Source organism: Mesorhizobium sp. ZC-5, from assembly GCF_025753855.1.
Taxonomy (GTDB): Bacteria; Pseudomonadota; Alphaproteobacteria; order Rhizobiales; family Rhizobiaceae; genus Neomesorhizobium.
This window is the reverse complement of record NZ_JAOWPT010000020.1, coordinates 30,093-44,968: the sequence shown is the minus strand read 5'-3', so window position 1 is coordinate 44,968 and position 14,876 is coordinate 30,093. Positions and strand designations below refer to the sequence as shown.

General features: G+C 62.7%; 14 protein-coding genes and 1 pseudogene. 12 read left to right on the top strand and 3 right to left on the bottom strand.

Translation table 11 applies throughout. The annotated features are described in order from the left end of the window. The first annotated feature begins 10 nt into the window (after nucleotides 1-10). Complete coding sequence (locus OHD58_RS28955) at nucleotides 11-490, top strand: GNAT family N-acetyltransferase (RefSeq protein ID WP_263807071.1); 480 nt, start codon at nucleotides 11-13, stop codon at nucleotides 488-490. A 3-nt stretch (nucleotides 491-493) separates the two neighbouring features. On the opposite strand, the gene hemA is transcribed toward OHD58_RS28955, so the two are convergent. After that, nucleotides 494-1,771: a 5-aminolevulinate synthase gene (hemA, locus tag OHD58_RS28950; protein WP_263807070.1), complete on the bottom strand. Its 1,278-nt coding sequence runs from the start codon at nucleotides 1,769-1,771 to the stop codon at nucleotides 494-496. A 256-nt stretch (nucleotides 1,772-2,027) separates the two neighbouring features. Here hemA and galE point away from each other — a divergent pair, with 256 nt between their 5' ends. Further along, nucleotides 2,028-3,086 (top strand): UDP-glucose 4-epimerase GalE, encoded by a 1,059-nt coding sequence (gene galE / locus OHD58_RS28945; protein ID WP_263807069.1) that lies wholly within the window; start codon nucleotides 2,028-2,030, stop codon nucleotides 3,084-3,086. A 38-nt stretch (nucleotides 3,087-3,124) separates the two neighbouring features. Here galE and OHD58_RS28940 read toward each other — a convergent pair whose 3' ends face one another. Further along, on the bottom strand, nucleotides 3,125-3,382 hold the full coding sequence (locus OHD58_RS28940; protein ID WP_263807068.1) for a GlsB/YeaQ/YmgE family stress response membrane protein: 258 nt from the start codon (nucleotides 3,380-3,382) through the stop codon (nucleotides 3,125-3,127). Nucleotides 3,383-3,531: 149 nt separating this feature from the next. On the opposite strand from OHD58_RS28940, the gene OHD58_RS28935 reads away from it, so the two are divergent. The 6 genes from OHD58_RS28935 to OHD58_RS28910 all read left to right on the top strand — a co-directional run bounded on the left by OHD58_RS28935 (nucleotide 3,532) and on the right by OHD58_RS28910 (nucleotide 11,043). Next, nucleotides 3,532-3,987, top strand: coding sequence for a YidB family protein (locus OHD58_RS28935; protein ID WP_263807067.1), 456 nt, complete (start codon nucleotides 3,532-3,534; stop codon nucleotides 3,985-3,987). Nucleotides 3,988-4,210: 223 nt separating this feature from the next. Continuing rightward, the gene (locus tag OHD58_RS28930; RefSeq protein ID WP_263807066.1) at nucleotides 4,211-5,833 is read left to right on the top strand and encodes an acyl-CoA carboxylase subunit beta; all 1,623 of its coding nucleotides are present in this window, start codon (nucleotides 4,211-4,213) and stop codon (nucleotides 5,831-5,833) included. Then, the gene (locus tag OHD58_RS28925) at nucleotides 5,830-7,806 is read left to right on the top strand and encodes an acetyl-CoA carboxylase biotin carboxylase subunit (protein ID WP_318528304.1); all 1,977 of its coding nucleotides are present in this window, start codon (nucleotides 5,830-5,832) and stop codon (nucleotides 7,804-7,806) included. The genes OHD58_RS28930 and OHD58_RS28925 overlap by 4 nt, the downstream gene beginning before the upstream one ends. Beyond that, nucleotides 7,803-8,576 carry an enoyl-CoA hydratase/isomerase family protein gene (locus OHD58_RS28920; protein WP_263807065.1) on the top strand — a complete coding sequence of 258 codons (774 nt, stop codon included), beginning with the start codon at nucleotides 7,803-7,805 and terminating at the stop codon, nucleotides 8,574-8,576. The genes OHD58_RS28925 and OHD58_RS28920 overlap by 4 nt, the downstream gene beginning before the upstream one ends. A gap of 5 nt (nucleotides 8,577-8,581) precedes the next feature. Next, on the top strand, nucleotides 8,582-10,375 hold the full coding sequence (locus OHD58_RS28915; protein ID WP_263807064.1) for an acyclic terpene utilization AtuA family protein: 1,794 nt from the start codon (nucleotides 8,582-8,584) through the stop codon (nucleotides 10,373-10,375). After that, complete coding sequence (locus tag OHD58_RS28910) at nucleotides 10,375-11,043, top strand: glutathione S-transferase family protein (RefSeq protein WP_263807063.1); 669 nt, start codon at nucleotides 10,375-10,377, stop codon at nucleotides 11,041-11,043. Before OHD58_RS28915 ends, OHD58_RS28910 begins: the two co-directional genes overlap by 1 nt. Before the next feature lie 15 nt (nucleotides 11,044-11,058). Here the strand turns inward: OHD58_RS28910 and OHD58_RS28905 are convergent, their stop codons facing one another. Continuing rightward, complete coding sequence (locus OHD58_RS28905; RefSeq protein WP_263807062.1) at nucleotides 11,059-11,331, bottom strand: hypothetical protein; 273 nt, start codon at nucleotides 11,329-11,331, stop codon at nucleotides 11,059-11,061. A gap of 294 nt (nucleotides 11,332-11,625) precedes the next feature. Between OHD58_RS28905 and rhaM the strand changes: the two genes are divergently transcribed. The 4 genes and pseudogenes from rhaM to OHD58_RS30855 all read left to right on the top strand — a co-directional run bounded on the left by rhaM (nucleotide 11,626) and on the right by OHD58_RS30855 (nucleotide 14,846). Beyond that, nucleotides 11,626-11,943 carry an L-rhamnose mutarotase gene (gene rhaM / locus OHD58_RS28900; RefSeq protein WP_263807061.1) on the top strand — a complete coding sequence of 106 codons (318 nt, stop codon included), beginning with the start codon at nucleotides 11,626-11,628 and terminating at the stop codon, nucleotides 11,941-11,943. Nucleotides 11,944-12,130: 187 nt separating this feature from the next. Beyond that, nucleotides 12,131-12,745 carry a hypothetical protein gene (locus OHD58_RS28895; RefSeq protein WP_263807060.1) on the top strand — a complete coding sequence of 205 codons (615 nt, stop codon included), beginning with the start codon at nucleotides 12,131-12,133 and terminating at the stop codon, nucleotides 12,743-12,745. 171 nt (nucleotides 12,746-12,916) lie between these two features. Then, nucleotides 12,917-14,077 (top strand): ROK family transcriptional regulator, encoded by a 1,161-nt coding sequence (locus OHD58_RS28890; protein WP_263807059.1) that lies wholly within the window; start codon nucleotides 12,917-12,919, stop codon nucleotides 14,075-14,077. Further along, a pseudogene (locus OHD58_RS30855) lies at nucleotides 14,074-14,846 on the top strand (ATP-binding cassette domain-containing protein). The gene OHD58_RS28890 and the pseudogene OHD58_RS30855 overlap by 4 nt, the downstream one beginning before the upstream one ends. Nucleotides 14,847-14,876: the final 30 nt, after the last annotated feature.

The window sequence follows — 14,876 nt, the reverse complement described above, 5'->3', positions numbered from 1 at the left end:
GAGCATAGCCATGTCGCTGACGATCAGGGAATTCGGAGTTGAAGATATCGAACTTGTATTGCCGCTTTTCCTGGAAATGGAGCGGCACTACGAAGGCGATAAAGCGGTTGATGAGGAGACGGCGCGTGCCCGCGTCGCCAAGGCACTCGCACGCAAGGGCGAGAACTTGTTCTTCGGTGCGTTCATGCCTGAAATGGTTGGTTTCGCAATAGTTTGCGAGATCTTCCCCGGTCCCGACCTAAGGTCGCAATGGCACCTGAAGGATCTTTTCGTTTCCGATAGGTCACGCGGTGGCAAAGTCGGCGAAAGGCTCATCCGCGCGGCCGCCAAATCGATCGTCGCTCGTGGCGGGACACGGTTGGCGTTTACCACCGGCCAAGACAATCTCGGCGCGCAGCGGTTCTATGACCGGCTGGGTGCGTCGAGAATACCAAAAGTCATCGTCTATGGCTTCGACAACGAAGCTCTTGTTGCGCTCGCAAACGGATAACGCTCAGCCGCCGGACTTCGGCACCAGCAGCGGGATGATGCGGTCGGATTTCGCCACCGCTGGCCGGCCTGTCTCGCCGTAGGGAATGCCAAGCGCGTCCCAGGTCTCGACCAGCGCATCCTGCAATGCGTTTATAAGCGCATCGGAATGGAACGGCGTCGGCGTGATGCGCAGGCGTTCGGTGCCGCGCGGCACCGTCGGATAGTTGATCGGTTGGATGTAGATGCCGTGCAGGCCGAGCAGCCGGTCGCTGGCCATCTTGCAGAGTTCGGGATCGCCGACCAGAATCGGCACAATATGGGTTGGCGACGCCATCACGGGAAGGCCGGCGGCTGAAAGCACGTCCTTGGTCCGCTGCGCCTGCCGTTGCTGGCCGTCGCGCTCTTCCTGCGATGTCTTGAGGTGGCGAATGGCCGTCGTCGCCGCAGCGGCGATGGACGGCGGCAGCGCCGTCGTGAAGATGAACCCCGGCGCGTAGGAGCGCACCGCGTCGACCACGGTGCGGGTGCCGGTGATATAGCCGCCGAGCGTACCGAACGCCTTGGCGAGCGTGCCTTCGATGATATCGATGCGGTCGGCGAGGCCTTCCTGCTCGGTGATGCCGCCGCCGCGTGGCCCGTACATGCCGACGGCATGGACTTCGTCGACATAGGTCATCGCGTTGTATTTCTCGGCTAGGGCGACTATCTTCTCGATCGGCGCGATATCGCCGTCCATCGAATAGACGGATTCGAAGACCACCAGCTTGGCGCGTTCGCGGCCTGCGGCCTGCAGCAGGCTTTCGAGATGCGCCACGTCGTTGTGGCGGAAAATCTTCTTCTCGGCGCCCGACCGCCGCACCCCCTCGATCATCGAGGCGTGGTTGAGCTCATCGGAAATGATCAGGCAGTTGGGCAAAAGCCGCGCGATCGTCGAGATCGCCGCCTCGTTTGAAACGAAGCCCGAGGTGAAGACGAGGGCGGATTCCTTGCCGTGCAGATCGGCGAGTTCGTGCTCGAGCTCGACCAGCGGGTGGTTGGTGCCGGAGATGTTGCGGGTTCCGCCGGCGCCCGAGCCCATGCGGCCGGCGGCGTTCTGCATCGCCGCGATAACGTCGGGATGCTGGCCCATGCCGAGGTAGTCGTTGGAGCACCAGACGGTGATTTCTTCGGCGTGGCCGTTCGAACGCCAGATGGCGCGCGGAAATTCGCCGGCGATACGCTCGAGATCGGCAAACACACGGTAGCGGCGCTCGGCGTGTATCTGGTCGATCGCTTCTTCGAAGAACCGTTGATAGTTCATGACGCCTTCCCAGTTGACGGCAGGATCATAATTGCTGCCCTTTTTGCAGTCCATTGTACCAATGGGGTCAAAATGCCACGCCCAAAGTGTGAACGATCATGCCGCACGATTATTCCTCACGGTACGGGGCCGATCGCTATGACTGTTTCAAATCCAGTGAAGACAATCCGACCGCCGCGCCGCACGGAATTTTAAGGCTTTTTGGCTAGGTTCTCCGCAGACAGACCCGGAAAACGGGCGTTGGAGAGCGTTGAACATGACCGTTCTTGTGACGGGTGGTGCCGGTTATATCGGCAGCCATATGGTATGGGAATTGCTGGATGCCGGCGAGGATGTCGTCGTGCTCGACCGGCTGTCGACGGGCTTCGAATGGGCGGTCGCGCCCGAGGCGAAGCTGGTCGTCGGCGATGTCGGCGACATCGGGCTGGTCTCCTCGATCGTGCGCAAGCACAAGGTCGACGCGGTCATCCACTTCGCCGGCTCGATCGTGGTGCCGGAATCGGTCACCGACCCGCTCGGCTACTACGAGAACAACACGTCGAAGACCCGCTCGCTGCTCGAAGCGGTGGTGCGGGAAAACGTGCCGCATTTCATCTTCTCCTCGACCGCTGCCGTCTATGGTGGCGCCGGGCTGGAGCCGGTTCGCGAAGACGCTCCGCTGAAGCCGGAATCGCCCTACGGCGTGTCCAAGCTGATGACGGAATGGATGTTGCGCGACACTGCCGCCGCACATGGCCTGCGCTATACGGCGCTGCGCTATTTCAACGTTTCCGGCGCCGATCCGCGCGGCCGCACCGGCCAGTCGACGCCGGGTGCCACCCATCTCATCAAGGTCGCCTGCGAAACCGCGACCGGCAAGCGGCCGTGGATGCAGGTCTACGGTACCGACTATCCGACGCCGGACGGCACCTGCATTCGCGACTACATCCATGTCAGCGATCTTGTCGCGGCGCATCGGCTGGCGCTGGCCCGGCTGCGCGCCGGTGGCGACAGCCTGACCGCCAATTGCGGCTACAGCCACGGCTATTCGGTGCTCGAAGTGATCGACAGCGTACACCGCGTGCATGGCGCGGATTTCGATGTCCGCATCGCCGGCCGCCGTCCCGGTGATGCGCCGGCGGTGATCGCCAATTCCGACCTCGCCCGCCAAGAGCTTGGCTGGAGACCGAATTACGACGACCTCGACCGCATCGTCGCCGACGCGCTCAATTGGGAGAGGCTGCTCGCCCGCAAGAATGTGGCACACGGCATCCAGACGCCCGAACCGGACAACCGGCTGGCCCTGCCGGTAAAGCGCGTTCGCACCAAATCCTGACTGCCGGCCGGCTGCCGGCGCAAATAGTTGGCTGCCGGCTACAGCGTGCGGCTGCCTGTTATGCGATGATAGAGCCAGAGCACCACGATCGAACCGATAACGGCGACGATCAGGCTCCAGATATTGAATCCGGTGATACCGGAGGCGCCGAAGAAACTGAAGATCAGGCCGCCGACGACGGCGCCGACGACGCCGAGCACGATATCCATCAGCAGGCCTTGCCCGCTGCTGTTGACGATCTTGCTGCCGATAAAACCGGCAACCAGGCCAAGCACAATCCATCCGATGACCGACATGAAGTCTTCCTTTCATCGCCCACCGTGCCTGTGACGATGCTCACACAGCCTCGGAGCAAACTCAAGACCGCGACCTGACCTTGAAAATCGGCATTGCAGGGACAAGTATGTGCTGTGGGGGGCCGCACTGTTAAGAGCAGGAGGCCCACATGGGAATTTTCGACGACGCGGTACCCGGCGGCAAAATCGGCAAACCCCTGATGATCGCGCTGGGAGCCCTTTTGGTCAGCAAATGGCTTGGCGGAAAGAGCCAGGCCAACGCCGATCCCCAGCAGACGGGAACACCCGGCACCCAACCGGAAGCCCAGGATGGCGGCCTTCTCGGTGGGCTCGACGGCCTGCTTGAGAAGCTGAAGACGGCAGGGCATGCCGAAAAGGCCGATTCCTGGGTCGGCACCGGCGAGAACAAACCTATCCAGCCCGACGAACTCGGCAAGGCGATCGGCTCGCAGACCCTGAAGGATATCGCCGCCAAGGCGGGCATCAGTGAGGAGGAATTGTTGAAACAGCTCTCCGCCGCGCTGCCCGGTCTCGTCGACAAGCTTACGCCCGATGGGAGCCTGCCCAGGAAGGAACAGGTCCAAGCAGCGTTCAACGCCGCGTAGCTCACCTGCGAACGGAACGTCTGTATGTTCGTTCGGACTGGCAGACGGTCCTGGGCCGGCATCCTGTTTCCTCCCGGACGCCGGCCTTTCCTGTCCGGAAATCCTGCGGATCGCAATTTACCCAAGCTCGAAAAAGGCTCTGGCGGTGCTCAAGCGTGGCCGCTAGCATCCGGCCTGCGACACGGCAAAGGTTCGTGGATTCGCGAAGCTGACGTGAGAGCGGATGCCACAGATCGAAACCAGCATCTCGACCGGCAGTCAGGACTTCCAGGCCAACCGCGCTGGCATGCTGGAACTGTTGCAACGTGTCCGCGAGCTTGAAGAGCGCACCCGTCGCGCTTCCGCAGCCGCCAGGGAGCGCTTCGAAAAACGCCAGCAACTGCTGCCGCGCGAGCGGTTGGCGCTGCTGCTCGATCCCGGCACGCCGTTTCTCGAACTGTCGACGCTGACCGGCTATCTGATGGACAATCCGGATCCGGAAAAAAGCGTACCCGGCGGAGGGGTGATCGCCGGCATCGGCATCGTTTCCGGCACCCGCGTCATGGTGACGGCGTCGGATTCCGGCATCGACGCCGGTGCCTTGCAGCCCAAGGGTCTCGACAAGCAGTTGCGGGTGCAGGAACTGGCGCTGGAAAACAAGCTGCCCTACCTGCAACTTGTCGAGAGCGCCGGCGCCAACCTGATGACCTACCGGGTCGAGGATTTCATTCGCGGCGGCCAGATCTTCCGCAATCTGGCGCGGCTTTCCGCCGCCGGCCTGCCGGTGATAACGGTGACGCATGGTTCGTCCACGGCCGGCGGCGCCTACCAGACCGGCCTTTCCGACTATATCGTCATGGTGCGTGGCCGTTCGCGCGCTTTCCTCGCCGGGCCGCCGCTGCTGAAAGCCGCCACCGGCGAGATCGCCACCGAGGAGGAACTCGGCGGCGCCGAAATGCACACGTCGATTTCCGGGCTTGGCGATTACCTCGCCGATGACGACCGCGACGCGATCCGCATCGCCCGCGACATCGTCGCCGGCATAGACTGGCACCGCTCCCGCCCGCCGGAGCCGGTGTGCAATGCGAAGCCGCCGCTTTACGACGCCGAGGAATTGCTCGGCATCATGCCGATGGATCATAAGCGTCCGGTCGATATGAAGGAGGTGATCGCCCGCATCGTCGACGGCTCCGAGTTCCTCGAGTTCGGCGAACGTTATGGCGGAGCCACGGTATGCGGTAACGCCCGCATTGAAGGGATCGCAGTCGGCATCATCACCAACAATGGCCCGATCGACGTGGCCGGCGCCAACAAGGCGACGCATTTCATCCAGGCCTGCTGCCAGGCGCGGACGCCGATCCTCTATTTGAACAACACCACCGGCTTCATGGTCGGTCGCGACTACGAAGAAGCCGGCATGATCAAGCACGGCTCCAAGATGATCCAGGCGGTGACCAACGCCACGGTGCCGCAACTCACGCTTTATTGCGGCGCCTCATTCGGCGCCGGTAACTACGGCATGTGTGGCCGCGGCTTTCATCCGCGCTTCTGCTTCTCCTGGCCGAACGCCAAAACGGCGGTGATGGGCGGCGAGCAGGCCGCACAGACTATGGTCAATGTCACCGAGGCGGCGATGAAGCGCAAAGGCGGCGACGTCGACCAGGCGCAACTGGCGAAACTCAGCCAGCGCATCGTGCAGAACTTCGACAGCCAGATGGATGTCTTCACCACCAGCGCGCATGTGCTGGACGACGGCGTCATCGACCCGCGCGACACACGCGCCGTGCTCGCCTTTGCGCTGTCGGTTTGTTTGGAAGCCAATCGGCGTGAGCCGCAGAAAATACAGTTTTCAGTGGCGCGGCCATGACGGCGAAATTGAAGCTGACGCCGTTCCGGAAGATCCTGGTCGCCAACCGCGGTGAGATCGCGCTGCGCATCATGCGCACCGCGGGTGCGATGGGGTTTCGCACGGTAGCGGTGTTTTCCGAGGCCGATCGCGAAGCCTTGCATGTGCAGGCCGCAGACGAGGCTCTCGCCATCGGAGGCGCGCCGCCGGCGCAATCCTACCTCAACATCGAAAACATCATCGCGGCGGCAAAAGCCAGCAGCGCCGACGCGGTCCACCCCGGCTACGGTTTCCTTGCCGAGAACGCGGCATTTGCCGCTGCCTGCCGCGACGCCGGCCTGATCTTCATAGGTCCGTCGCCGGAGGCCATCGCGGCGATGGGCAACAAGGCTGGTGCAAAGCGGCTGATGATCGAGGCAGGCGTGCCCTGCATCCCCGGCTACCAAGGCGACGACCAGTCTCCGGGGATATTGAAGGCCGAGGCGAAAAAAATCGGCTTTCCCGTGATGATCAAGGCTGCCGCAGGCGGGGGCGGGCGGGGCATGCGGCTGGTGGAAAGCGCCGGCCAGTTCGATGCGGCTCTCGCAGGCGCGCAATCGGAGGCGCTGGGCGCTTTCGGCAGCGCGGACGTCATCCTGGAAAAAGCGGTTATCGATCCGCGCCATATCGAGATCCAGGTTTTCGGCGACCGCTACGGCAACGTCATCCACCTTGGCGAACGCGATTGCTCGATCCAGCGCCGCCACCAGAAGATCATCGAGGAAGCGCCGTCGCCGGCGGTGTCGGCGCAACTGCGCGACGAGATGGGCGCAACCGCGGTCGCGGCCGCCAGGGCGATCGATTACGAGGGCGCCGGAACGCTGGAATTTCTGCTCGACCGCGACGGAAATTTCTACTTCATGGAGATGAACACGCGGCTGCAGGTCGAGCACCCGGTGACGGAGGCAATCACCGGTCTCGATCTTGTCGAACTGCAATTGCGGGCCGCCGCCGGTGAAGAACTGCCACTGGCGCAGGCCGATGTGGTTTTTCGCGGACATGCCATCGAAGCACGGCTCTGCGCCGAAGACGCGACGCAGGGGTTCATGCCGCAGAGTGGCCGCATGGCGCTGTGGCGGGCGCCGGAAGGACTGCGCGTCGAGAATGCGCTGCAATCCGGAACCGGGATTTCTCCCTATTACGATTCCATGATCGCCAAGCTGGTGAGCTTCGGCGGTACCCGCGAGGAGGCCCGCCGCAAGCTGGTTTCCGGGCTGAACGATCTGGTGGCGCTCGGACCGCGCACCAACCAGAATTTTCTCATCGGCTGCCTGACGCACGAGGTTTTTGTCGACGGTGAGGCGACGACAACCTTTGTGGGCAATCACGGCGATGCGCTGCTGAAGGCAGGCGATGACGATGTCGAACGCATCGCCAGCCTTGCCGGCGTGCTGCTCTATCGCACTTCCGGCGATGCGAGGGCGGGGGTCTCCAGCCTTGCCCATCGCCTGCCGATCCCGTTCCGCTTCGACCTCGATGGCCGGTTGATCGATGCGGCAGTCGTTTACCGGGGCGATGAAGGTTTCGAGGTGGCAATCGGCGGCGCGGCTCGTTCGGTCCGCGTGCTCGATCTCGGCGGTGATGCCATCACCTTCGAAATCGACAGCGTGATCGGCCGCGCCTCCTATTTTCGCGACGGGAATCTGCTGCTGATTGGCTGCCACGGAGCTGTTTTCCATGTCGCCGACAGGACTTTCACGGCAATCGCGGTTTATGGCGGGGGCGCGTCGGACGGCATCATCAGGGCCTCGATGAACGGCCGCATCGTCGGCTTGCAAGCGTCGCTGGGCGATCTGGTGCAGGCCGGCCAGCCGGTGATCACCCTGGAAGCCATGAAGATGGAGCATGTCCACACCGCGCCGATCGGCGGACGGGTAAAATCGCTGCCGGCATCGCCTGGCGATCAGGTTTCCGCCGGACGACTGCTTGCCGAAATCGAGAAGGTGGAGCCATGAGCAACCCGGTCCTGCACGACAAGCGCGGCGCTGCCTTCTGGATCACGCTGAACCGCCCGGACAAGCGCAACGCCATCGATCGAAGCGTTGTTGACGGCATTGCCGAAGGCTACCGGTTGGCTCATGCCGATCCGGAGGCGCGCGCCATTATCATCACCGGCGCGGGCGACCAGGCATTCTGTGCCGGCGGCGACCTTCAGCCCGGAAAGGGTTTTGTCTTCGATCACGCCAGTCCTACGACGCCTTACGCCGATATGCTGCGGCAAGGATGGAATGCCGACCTGCCGGTGATAGCCCGCGTCAACGGTGCCTGCATGGCCGGCGGCATGGGATTGCTCGCCATGGCTGACATGGCGGTGGCGAGCGACACCGCGCAATTCGGCCTGCCCGAGGTCAAGGTCGGGGTGTTTCCGATGCAGGTGCTGGCGGTGCTGCAGAACCTCGTACACCCGCGCATCTTGCGTGAATGGTGCCTGACCGGGGAACCTTTCAGTGCCGATGTCGCCTTGGCTGCCGGCCTGCTCAACTACGTTGTTTCCGCCGATAAGCTCGATGAAACAACCGACTGGCTGGTAGATCGCGTGACCGGTAAATCGCCGACCGCGATCCGCCGCGGCAAGTATGCGTTGCGCGCTCTGGCCTCGATGTCGTTCGAACAAGGCGTCGCCTTCACCGAGGGCCAGCTTGCGCTGCTCGCCGGGACCGAGGACGCGAAGGAAGGCCTTGCCGCCTTCAATGAGAAGCGCAAGCCGGTGTGGACCGGGCGCTGAGACGGATGACGCGGAAGCCCAAAATCCGCATAGGCGGCGCCTCGGGTTTCTGGGGCGACAGCTCGGTCGCCGCACCGCAACTCGTCGGCAAGGGCGATATCGACTACCTGGTTTTCGACTATCTTGCCGAGACGACGATGGCGATCCTCGCCGCCATGCGTGCCAAGAATCCAGAGCTTGGCTATGCTACCGACTTCGTCGACATCGCGATGCGGGCGACGCTGCGCGATATCGCTGCCAAGGGCATCAAGGTGGTCAGCAATGCCGGCGGCATCAATCCGCAGGGCTGCGCGGCCGCCCTCGAAACGCTGGCGCGGGAATTGGAGGTCGATATCAGGATCGCCGTCGTGGAGGGGGACGATGTCACTTCTTTGCTGCCGGAATTGCGCGCCGCCGGCCAGTGCGACATGTTCTCCGGCGCACCGCTGCCGGAGAAGGTGCTCAGCGCCAACGCCTATCTCGGCGCGCTGCCGGTTGCCAGGGCGCTGGGGGAGGGGGCCGACATCGTCATCACTGGCCGCTGCGTCGACAGCGCGGTAACGCTCGGGCCGCTGATCCATGAATTCGGCTGGCAGGCCAACGACTACGACCTGCTCGCCGCCGGCAGCCTTGCCGGGCACATCATCGAATGCGGCTGCCAGGCCACCGGCGGACTGTTCACCGACTGGCAGCGCGTCGAGGACTGGGCGAATATCGGCTATCCTATTGTCGAATGTTTTCCCGACGGCCGCTTCGCCGTCACCAAGCCCCCGGGCACGGGTGGATTGATTGACCCGGCTGCGGTCGCCGAACAGTTGCTTTACGAGATCGGCGATCCGGCGGCCTACATACTGCCCGACGTGGTGTGTGATTTTCGCCATGTCCGCATCGAACGCGAGGCGGGGGACCGCGTCATGGTCAGCGGCGCCAAGGGCCTGCCTTCGACCGACACCTACAAGGTTTCCGCCACCTATGCCGACGGCTACCGTTCCTCCGGCACGTTGGTCATCGTCGGCATCGATGCGGTTGCCAAGGCGCGCCGCACCGGCGAGGCTATTCTGGCGCGCACCCGCACCATCTTCCGCACGCTGAACATCGTTGACTACACCGCGACCAATATCGAAGTGATCGGTGCGGAAACGCTCTACGGCCCGCATGCGCGTGGTGCACAAAGCCGCGAGGTCATGCTGCGCGTCACCGTCAATCATCCCGACCGCAAGGCGCTGGAGATTTTCGCCCGCGAGATCGCGCCTGCGGGCACCTCCTGGTCGCCCGGCACCACTGGACCGGCGGGTGCCCGCCCGCAGGCATCGCCGCTCATCAAGCAGGTGGCGTTCACGCTGCCCAAGCACAAAGTGCCGGTCACCCTGACGGTTGGCGGCAGGAGTTTGCCCGTCGCGATGCCGGTCGACGGCGGCTATGTGCCGGAAACGGCTGCGCCGGAGCCGGCGTTGCCGCCGGCAAGTCCGAGCGATGTCGTAGCCATGCCGCTGATAAAACTTGCCTCCGCCCGCAGTGGCGACAAGGGCAACGTCTCCAACATCGGCGTCATTGCGCGCCGGCCCGATTTTCTGCCGGTCCTGCTTGAGCGCCTGACGCCAGAACGCGTGAAAGACTATTTCGCGCATCTGGTCGAGGGCAAGGTCGAGCGCTTCCTGCTGCCCGGCATCGGCGCCATGAATTTCCTCCTTCACGAAGCGCTCAACGGTGGCGGCCCCGCATCGATGCGGCTCGACCCGCTTGGCAAGGGCATGGCCCAGATGTTGCTCGACATGGAAATCGATGTGCCGGCCGCGCTTGCCCGCGAGTTGGAGCCGTGATGATCACGCTCTACCACTGCGCCAATGCGAGGTCGTTCCGTGCCCTGTGGGCGCTGGAGGAGATCGGCCTCGACTACGAGTTGAAGATGCTGCCGTTTCCGCCGCGATTCCTGGCGCGGGAGTACCTGGACATCAATCCGCTCGGCACCATTCCCTATCTGGTCGATGGCGAGACCCGGATGACCGAGTCGTCCGCCATTTGCCTCTATCTGGTGGAGCGTTACGGCGCGGCAGCAATGAAGGTGGCGGCGGATGAGCCGGCGTACGGCGCTTATCTCAACGGGCTTTTCTTCGGCGAAGCGACACTGACCTTCCCGCAGACGATCGTGCTTCGTTACAGCCGGCTGGAGCCGGAGGAGCGCCGGCTGCCGCAAGCCGCAATCGACTATGCGCGCTGGTTCCTGGCCCGCCTGCGCGCCGTCGATGCGATCGTCGGCAGCCAGGACTACTATTGCGCCGGCCGCTTCACCATGGCCGACATCTCGATCGGCTACGCGCTGCTTTTCGCCAACGCGCTCGGCCTCGACGACGATTTCTCGGAGGCCCTGCGCGGTTATTGGAAACGCCTGTCGACGCGGCCAGCTTTCCTTGCTGCGCTGGCTGCACAGGAGCGGGCGGGCGTCGAGCAGGGCAGTGGCGAGCCGGCGCTGAATTTGCGCACAGGATAGCAGCACCGGACCGTCCTATGCGGTGGCATCGAGATAGCCGCATCGGCGAAGGGCACCCAGCAACAGGATTGCCGATCCTCGAAAAGGCGTTGTCGCCCGTTCGTGCAGAGACAGTGCAAACCACCGCGACAGCGGATCCGTGAAATCCGACAGGTCCTCCTCCGGAAAGACCACGCTGAAATGAGTGCCGTCATTGGCCAGCAAAACAAACGCCACGCCAGCGTCCACGAAGGCAATGGCGGCAATCCGCTGCACGCTCGGGTCACCGTCGACCCGGATGTCGAACAAGACGTTTCCCTCGGTGCGCGTTGCCGCTTCCGCGACCAGCGAAGCGAAGCTCGTCCTGAGCAAGTCGGCGTCCGAAACCGCCAAGTCTATGAGAATCGATTCGAGTTCGCGTCCGCGCATGACGCAGAATGCGAGCAAAGGAGAATCATCGGCAAGATGGACACACGCGAAGAAAGCGCTTTCTCCTAAACAAGCTAAACAAGGTAGCTGGAGAACGCCTCAAAAATATTATGCGAAGCCACGCCTTGTTCCTGGCGAGGTGGCGGCACTATCAATTTAGAAGGGAGAAAAATCATGCCCGAGCGCATCGCCTTCCGCATGAACCTCAATCCTGGGCAGGCGACCGAATATAAGAAACGCCATGATGAGATCTGGCCCGAACTGAGCCAGGCGCTGCGCGATGCCGGCGTATCGGATTATTCGATCTGGCTGGACCCCGAGACGAACCATCTCTTCGCCACGCTCATCCGCGCCGACGACCATACGATGGACAGGCTGCCACAGACCGAAATCAATCGCCGCTGGTGGGATTTCATGGCCGATATCATGCAGTACACGGACCGTAACGAGCCACTGGTCATACCGTTGCAAAACGTCTTCCATATGACTTGAGCATCAGCAGGATGAACTTTCCGGGACATACCGGCCGTACGTCGCATATGTCCGCAGCTTCCTCATTAGAGGCATGAGTGGTACGGCATCGTTTCGCATAGAGACGGCTTGTGGAAAGCCGGTGCGAGCGTGGATGCATTAGGAAAGAATGCCACTGGAGTCCAAGCCAATCGGGGGAAATGCCGCCATGCGGTTGATTGCAACGTGCTTGATGTTCTTTGTCCCGACGGTCGCTTTGTCGGAACCGATCGAAACGCAGAAAATAATAACGGCACTGACCGGCGACTGGAATGGCGATGGAGGAACCGATCTCGCGCTGATCGTGCAGACGGAACCCACCGAACCCATGGACATGCATTTTTTCCTCAGGGATATCGAGCATAATTATCTGAAACCCGTGGAGGTCGTGCGCGATCAGATTCTCGGAGAATGGAACGGATACGACCGGCCCGGCTACGAGAACTCCGATACCGAGCCTGAATTGACCGCGCTGCCTAACAATTCGATCAGACTGTTCCTGCCGGCGATGCCGGTTGGAAGCCAGCGCACCAACCAGACGCTGACGATCGCATATCGTGACGGTGCATTCGTGGTCGCCGGCTTTTCGTACGACTCCGAGGACTATCTCAAGGAAAACACCAAAGCCGGCTGCGATTTGAACGTTTTGACCGGGAAGGGCGAGAGCGGCAAAACCAATGAAGACGGGACAACAAGCAAGTTGCCCGTGTCGGTTCCAGGCAGGGTGATACCGTTCGCGAACTGGAGTTTTGCAACTGGTTTGTCTGGCTGCCAGGGCTCCTGACATCCTTGCAAGAGTTTTCATGGCCAACGAATGCCGCGCTGGTCGAAATCCCAGCGCGTTCGCCGCGACCAACGGCTTTTCGTCCAGCTCTTGCATTCGAAACATCAATTATGAAATCCATTTGACTAAATAACAGCGCGGTGTAACGTCGCCATTCTGGAGATGTTGCGCGTGGCGCTCAGAGGGACCAACCAAGAGTTTGGCCGGCCGTACAACCGACGGATCGTGCTCGAGTCGGTCCGCCTGCATGGTCCAACAACGCGTGGCGAAATTGCCGAGCGTGTGGGACTGACGGTCCAGACCGTATCGACGATTGTCCGCGAACTCGAAGAGCAGAAGTATCTCGTGTCCCTTCGCGAGGAGCCGAAGGGACGCGGCCTGCCGCCCTCGACGCTCCGGATCAATCCGGATGGCGGGTTTGCGGTCGGCGTTCATGTCACACCGATCGGAGTCAATGCGGCGCTGATCGATCTGAGCGGAGACGTCGTCGGCAGCCTGCATCACACGATCGCGAATGCATCGCCCGCGGCTGCCTTCGAAATCATTGGCGAGATGGTGCCAGAGCTGATCAAGCGCAAGCCGGAGGGTCGCATGCTTGGTGTCGGCATGGCATTGCCCGGACCGTTTGGTGTCGAGTCCATGAGTTTCGTCGGCCCCACCACGATGACCGGCTGGGAGAACGTCGCCATCAGGGAGCGCCTGGCCGAACTCACCGGCCTGCCGGCATTCCTGGAAACGGATATGGCTGCCGCGGCCCTCGGCGAGCAGCTCTATGGCCTCGGCAAGCGGTTCTCCGAATATTACTATCTCTACTTCGGCGTCGGACTTGGTGGCGCCATGGTGCACGAAGGCCGGGTGATGCGCGGTGCGTGGGGCAACGCCGGCGAAATCGGCCACATTCCGGTCGTGCCGGGCGGCGAGGCGTGTCCATGCGGCAATCGCGGCTGTCTGGAGAGATACTTTTCGCTCGATGCGCTTCGCCGCGCGAAAGCGAGCGAGGCCGACTGGTTCAAATCCGTGGCGCCGATCTTCCGCAACGCCATCACGACGATCGAAAACCTGTTCGACCCGGAAACCGTCGTGCTTGGTGGCCTGGCATCGGCCAGTCTGCTTGATCGCATGGCAAGGGAGGCCACGGATCTGCCGAACTCGATTTCTGCGCGTCGTGGTCGTGAAGCGCCGCGTGTGGTCGTCGCGCATGGCGGCGAGCACTCCGTGCTGCGAGGCGCCGCGGCGCTCGCAGTGTCAGGCGTCCTGTCGCCCCGCTTCGGCCGGATGTTCACGGGCGAACGCGAGCGCGACATTCTCGACGGCAAGGAAATCGCAGCATGACAGAGCCGCTGCTTGTGCTGGACGACATCCGCAAGAACTTCGGCGCGATCGAAGCGCTCAGGGGTATCAGTTTTTCCATCGGTCGGGGCGAGGTGGTTGCGTTGCTCGGCGACAACGGTGCGGGCAAGTCGACGCTGGTGAAGATCATCTCCGGCGGCCTGGAGCCGACATCGGGCCGGATGCTTTTCGAGGGCAAGGAGTTTCTGGCCAGCTCTCCCGCGGCCGCCAAGGCAGCCGGCATCGAGACCGTCTATCAGGACCTGTCGCTCTGCACGAATGTGGATGTCGTCGCCAACTTCTTCATGGGGCGGGAAATCACCCGCAAGTTCCTCGGCATTCCCATTCTCGACGAACGCGCCATGGAGAGCGAAGTGGCGACGGCGCTGGCCAATGCGGGGACGCGCATTCCGTCGCTGCGCACGAATGTCGAACATCTTTCGGGCGGCCAGCGGCAGGCGATCGAGTTGAACCGCTTCGTCCATTGGGGCGGCAAGCTGGTGCTGCTCGACGAGCCATTCGCTGCCCTCGGCGTGGAACAGACGCGGCGGGGCCTCGACATGATCCGCCAGGTCGCGTCGCAGGGGATCGGCGTCATCATCATCACGCACATCATGCAGCAGGCCTTCCAGGTTGCCGACCGGATCGTGGTGATCCGCCAGGGCGTCGTGGCGGGCGATGTGCCGCGGTCGAATACAAGTCCCGACGCGGTGGTCAAGATGATCACCGGGGAACCCTTGCCGGGACCGGACCGGCAGGCGGACGGGCATAATCAAGAGGTCCGGCAAAAGAGGAGAACGAA

Coding starts and splice junctions, on each gene's coding strand:
- OHD58_RS28925 (WP_318528304.1), top strand. CDS start 5,830: ATGACGGCGAAATTGAAGCTGACGCCGTTCCGGAAGATCCTGGTCGCC.
- hemA (WP_263807070.1), bottom strand. CDS start 1,771: ATGAACTATCAACGGTTCTTCGAAGAAGCGATCGACCAGATACACGCC.
- rhaM (WP_263807061.1), top strand. CDS start 11,626: ATGCCCGAGCGCATCGCCTTCCGCATGAACCTCAATCCTGGGCAGGCG.
- OHD58_RS28940 (WP_263807068.1), bottom strand. CDS start 3,382: ATGTCGGTCATCGGATGGATTGTGCTTGGCCTGGTTGCCGGTTTTATC.
- OHD58_RS28895 (WP_263807060.1), top strand. CDS start 12,131: ATGCGGTTGATTGCAACGTGCTTGATGTTCTTTGTCCCGACGGTCGCT.
- galE (WP_263807069.1), top strand. CDS start 2,028: ATGACCGTTCTTGTGACGGGTGGTGCCGGTTATATCGGCAGCCATATG.
- OHD58_RS28935 (WP_263807067.1), top strand. CDS start 3,532: ATGGGAATTTTCGACGACGCGGTACCCGGCGGCAAAATCGGCAAACCC.
- OHD58_RS28955 (WP_263807071.1), top strand. CDS start 11: ATGTCGCTGACGATCAGGGAATTCGGAGTTGAAGATATCGAACTTGTA.
- OHD58_RS28930 (WP_263807066.1), top strand. CDS start 4,211: ATGCCACAGATCGAAACCAGCATCTCGACCGGCAGTCAGGACTTCCAG.
- OHD58_RS28915 (WP_263807064.1), top strand. CDS start 8,582: ATGACGCGGAAGCCCAAAATCCGCATAGGCGGCGCCTCGGGTTTCTGG.
- OHD58_RS28920 (WP_263807065.1), top strand. CDS start 7,803: ATGAGCAACCCGGTCCTGCACGACAAGCGCGGCGCTGCCTTCTGGATC.
- OHD58_RS28910 (WP_263807063.1), top strand. CDS start 10,375: ATGATCACGCTCTACCACTGCGCCAATGCGAGGTCGTTCCGTGCCCTG.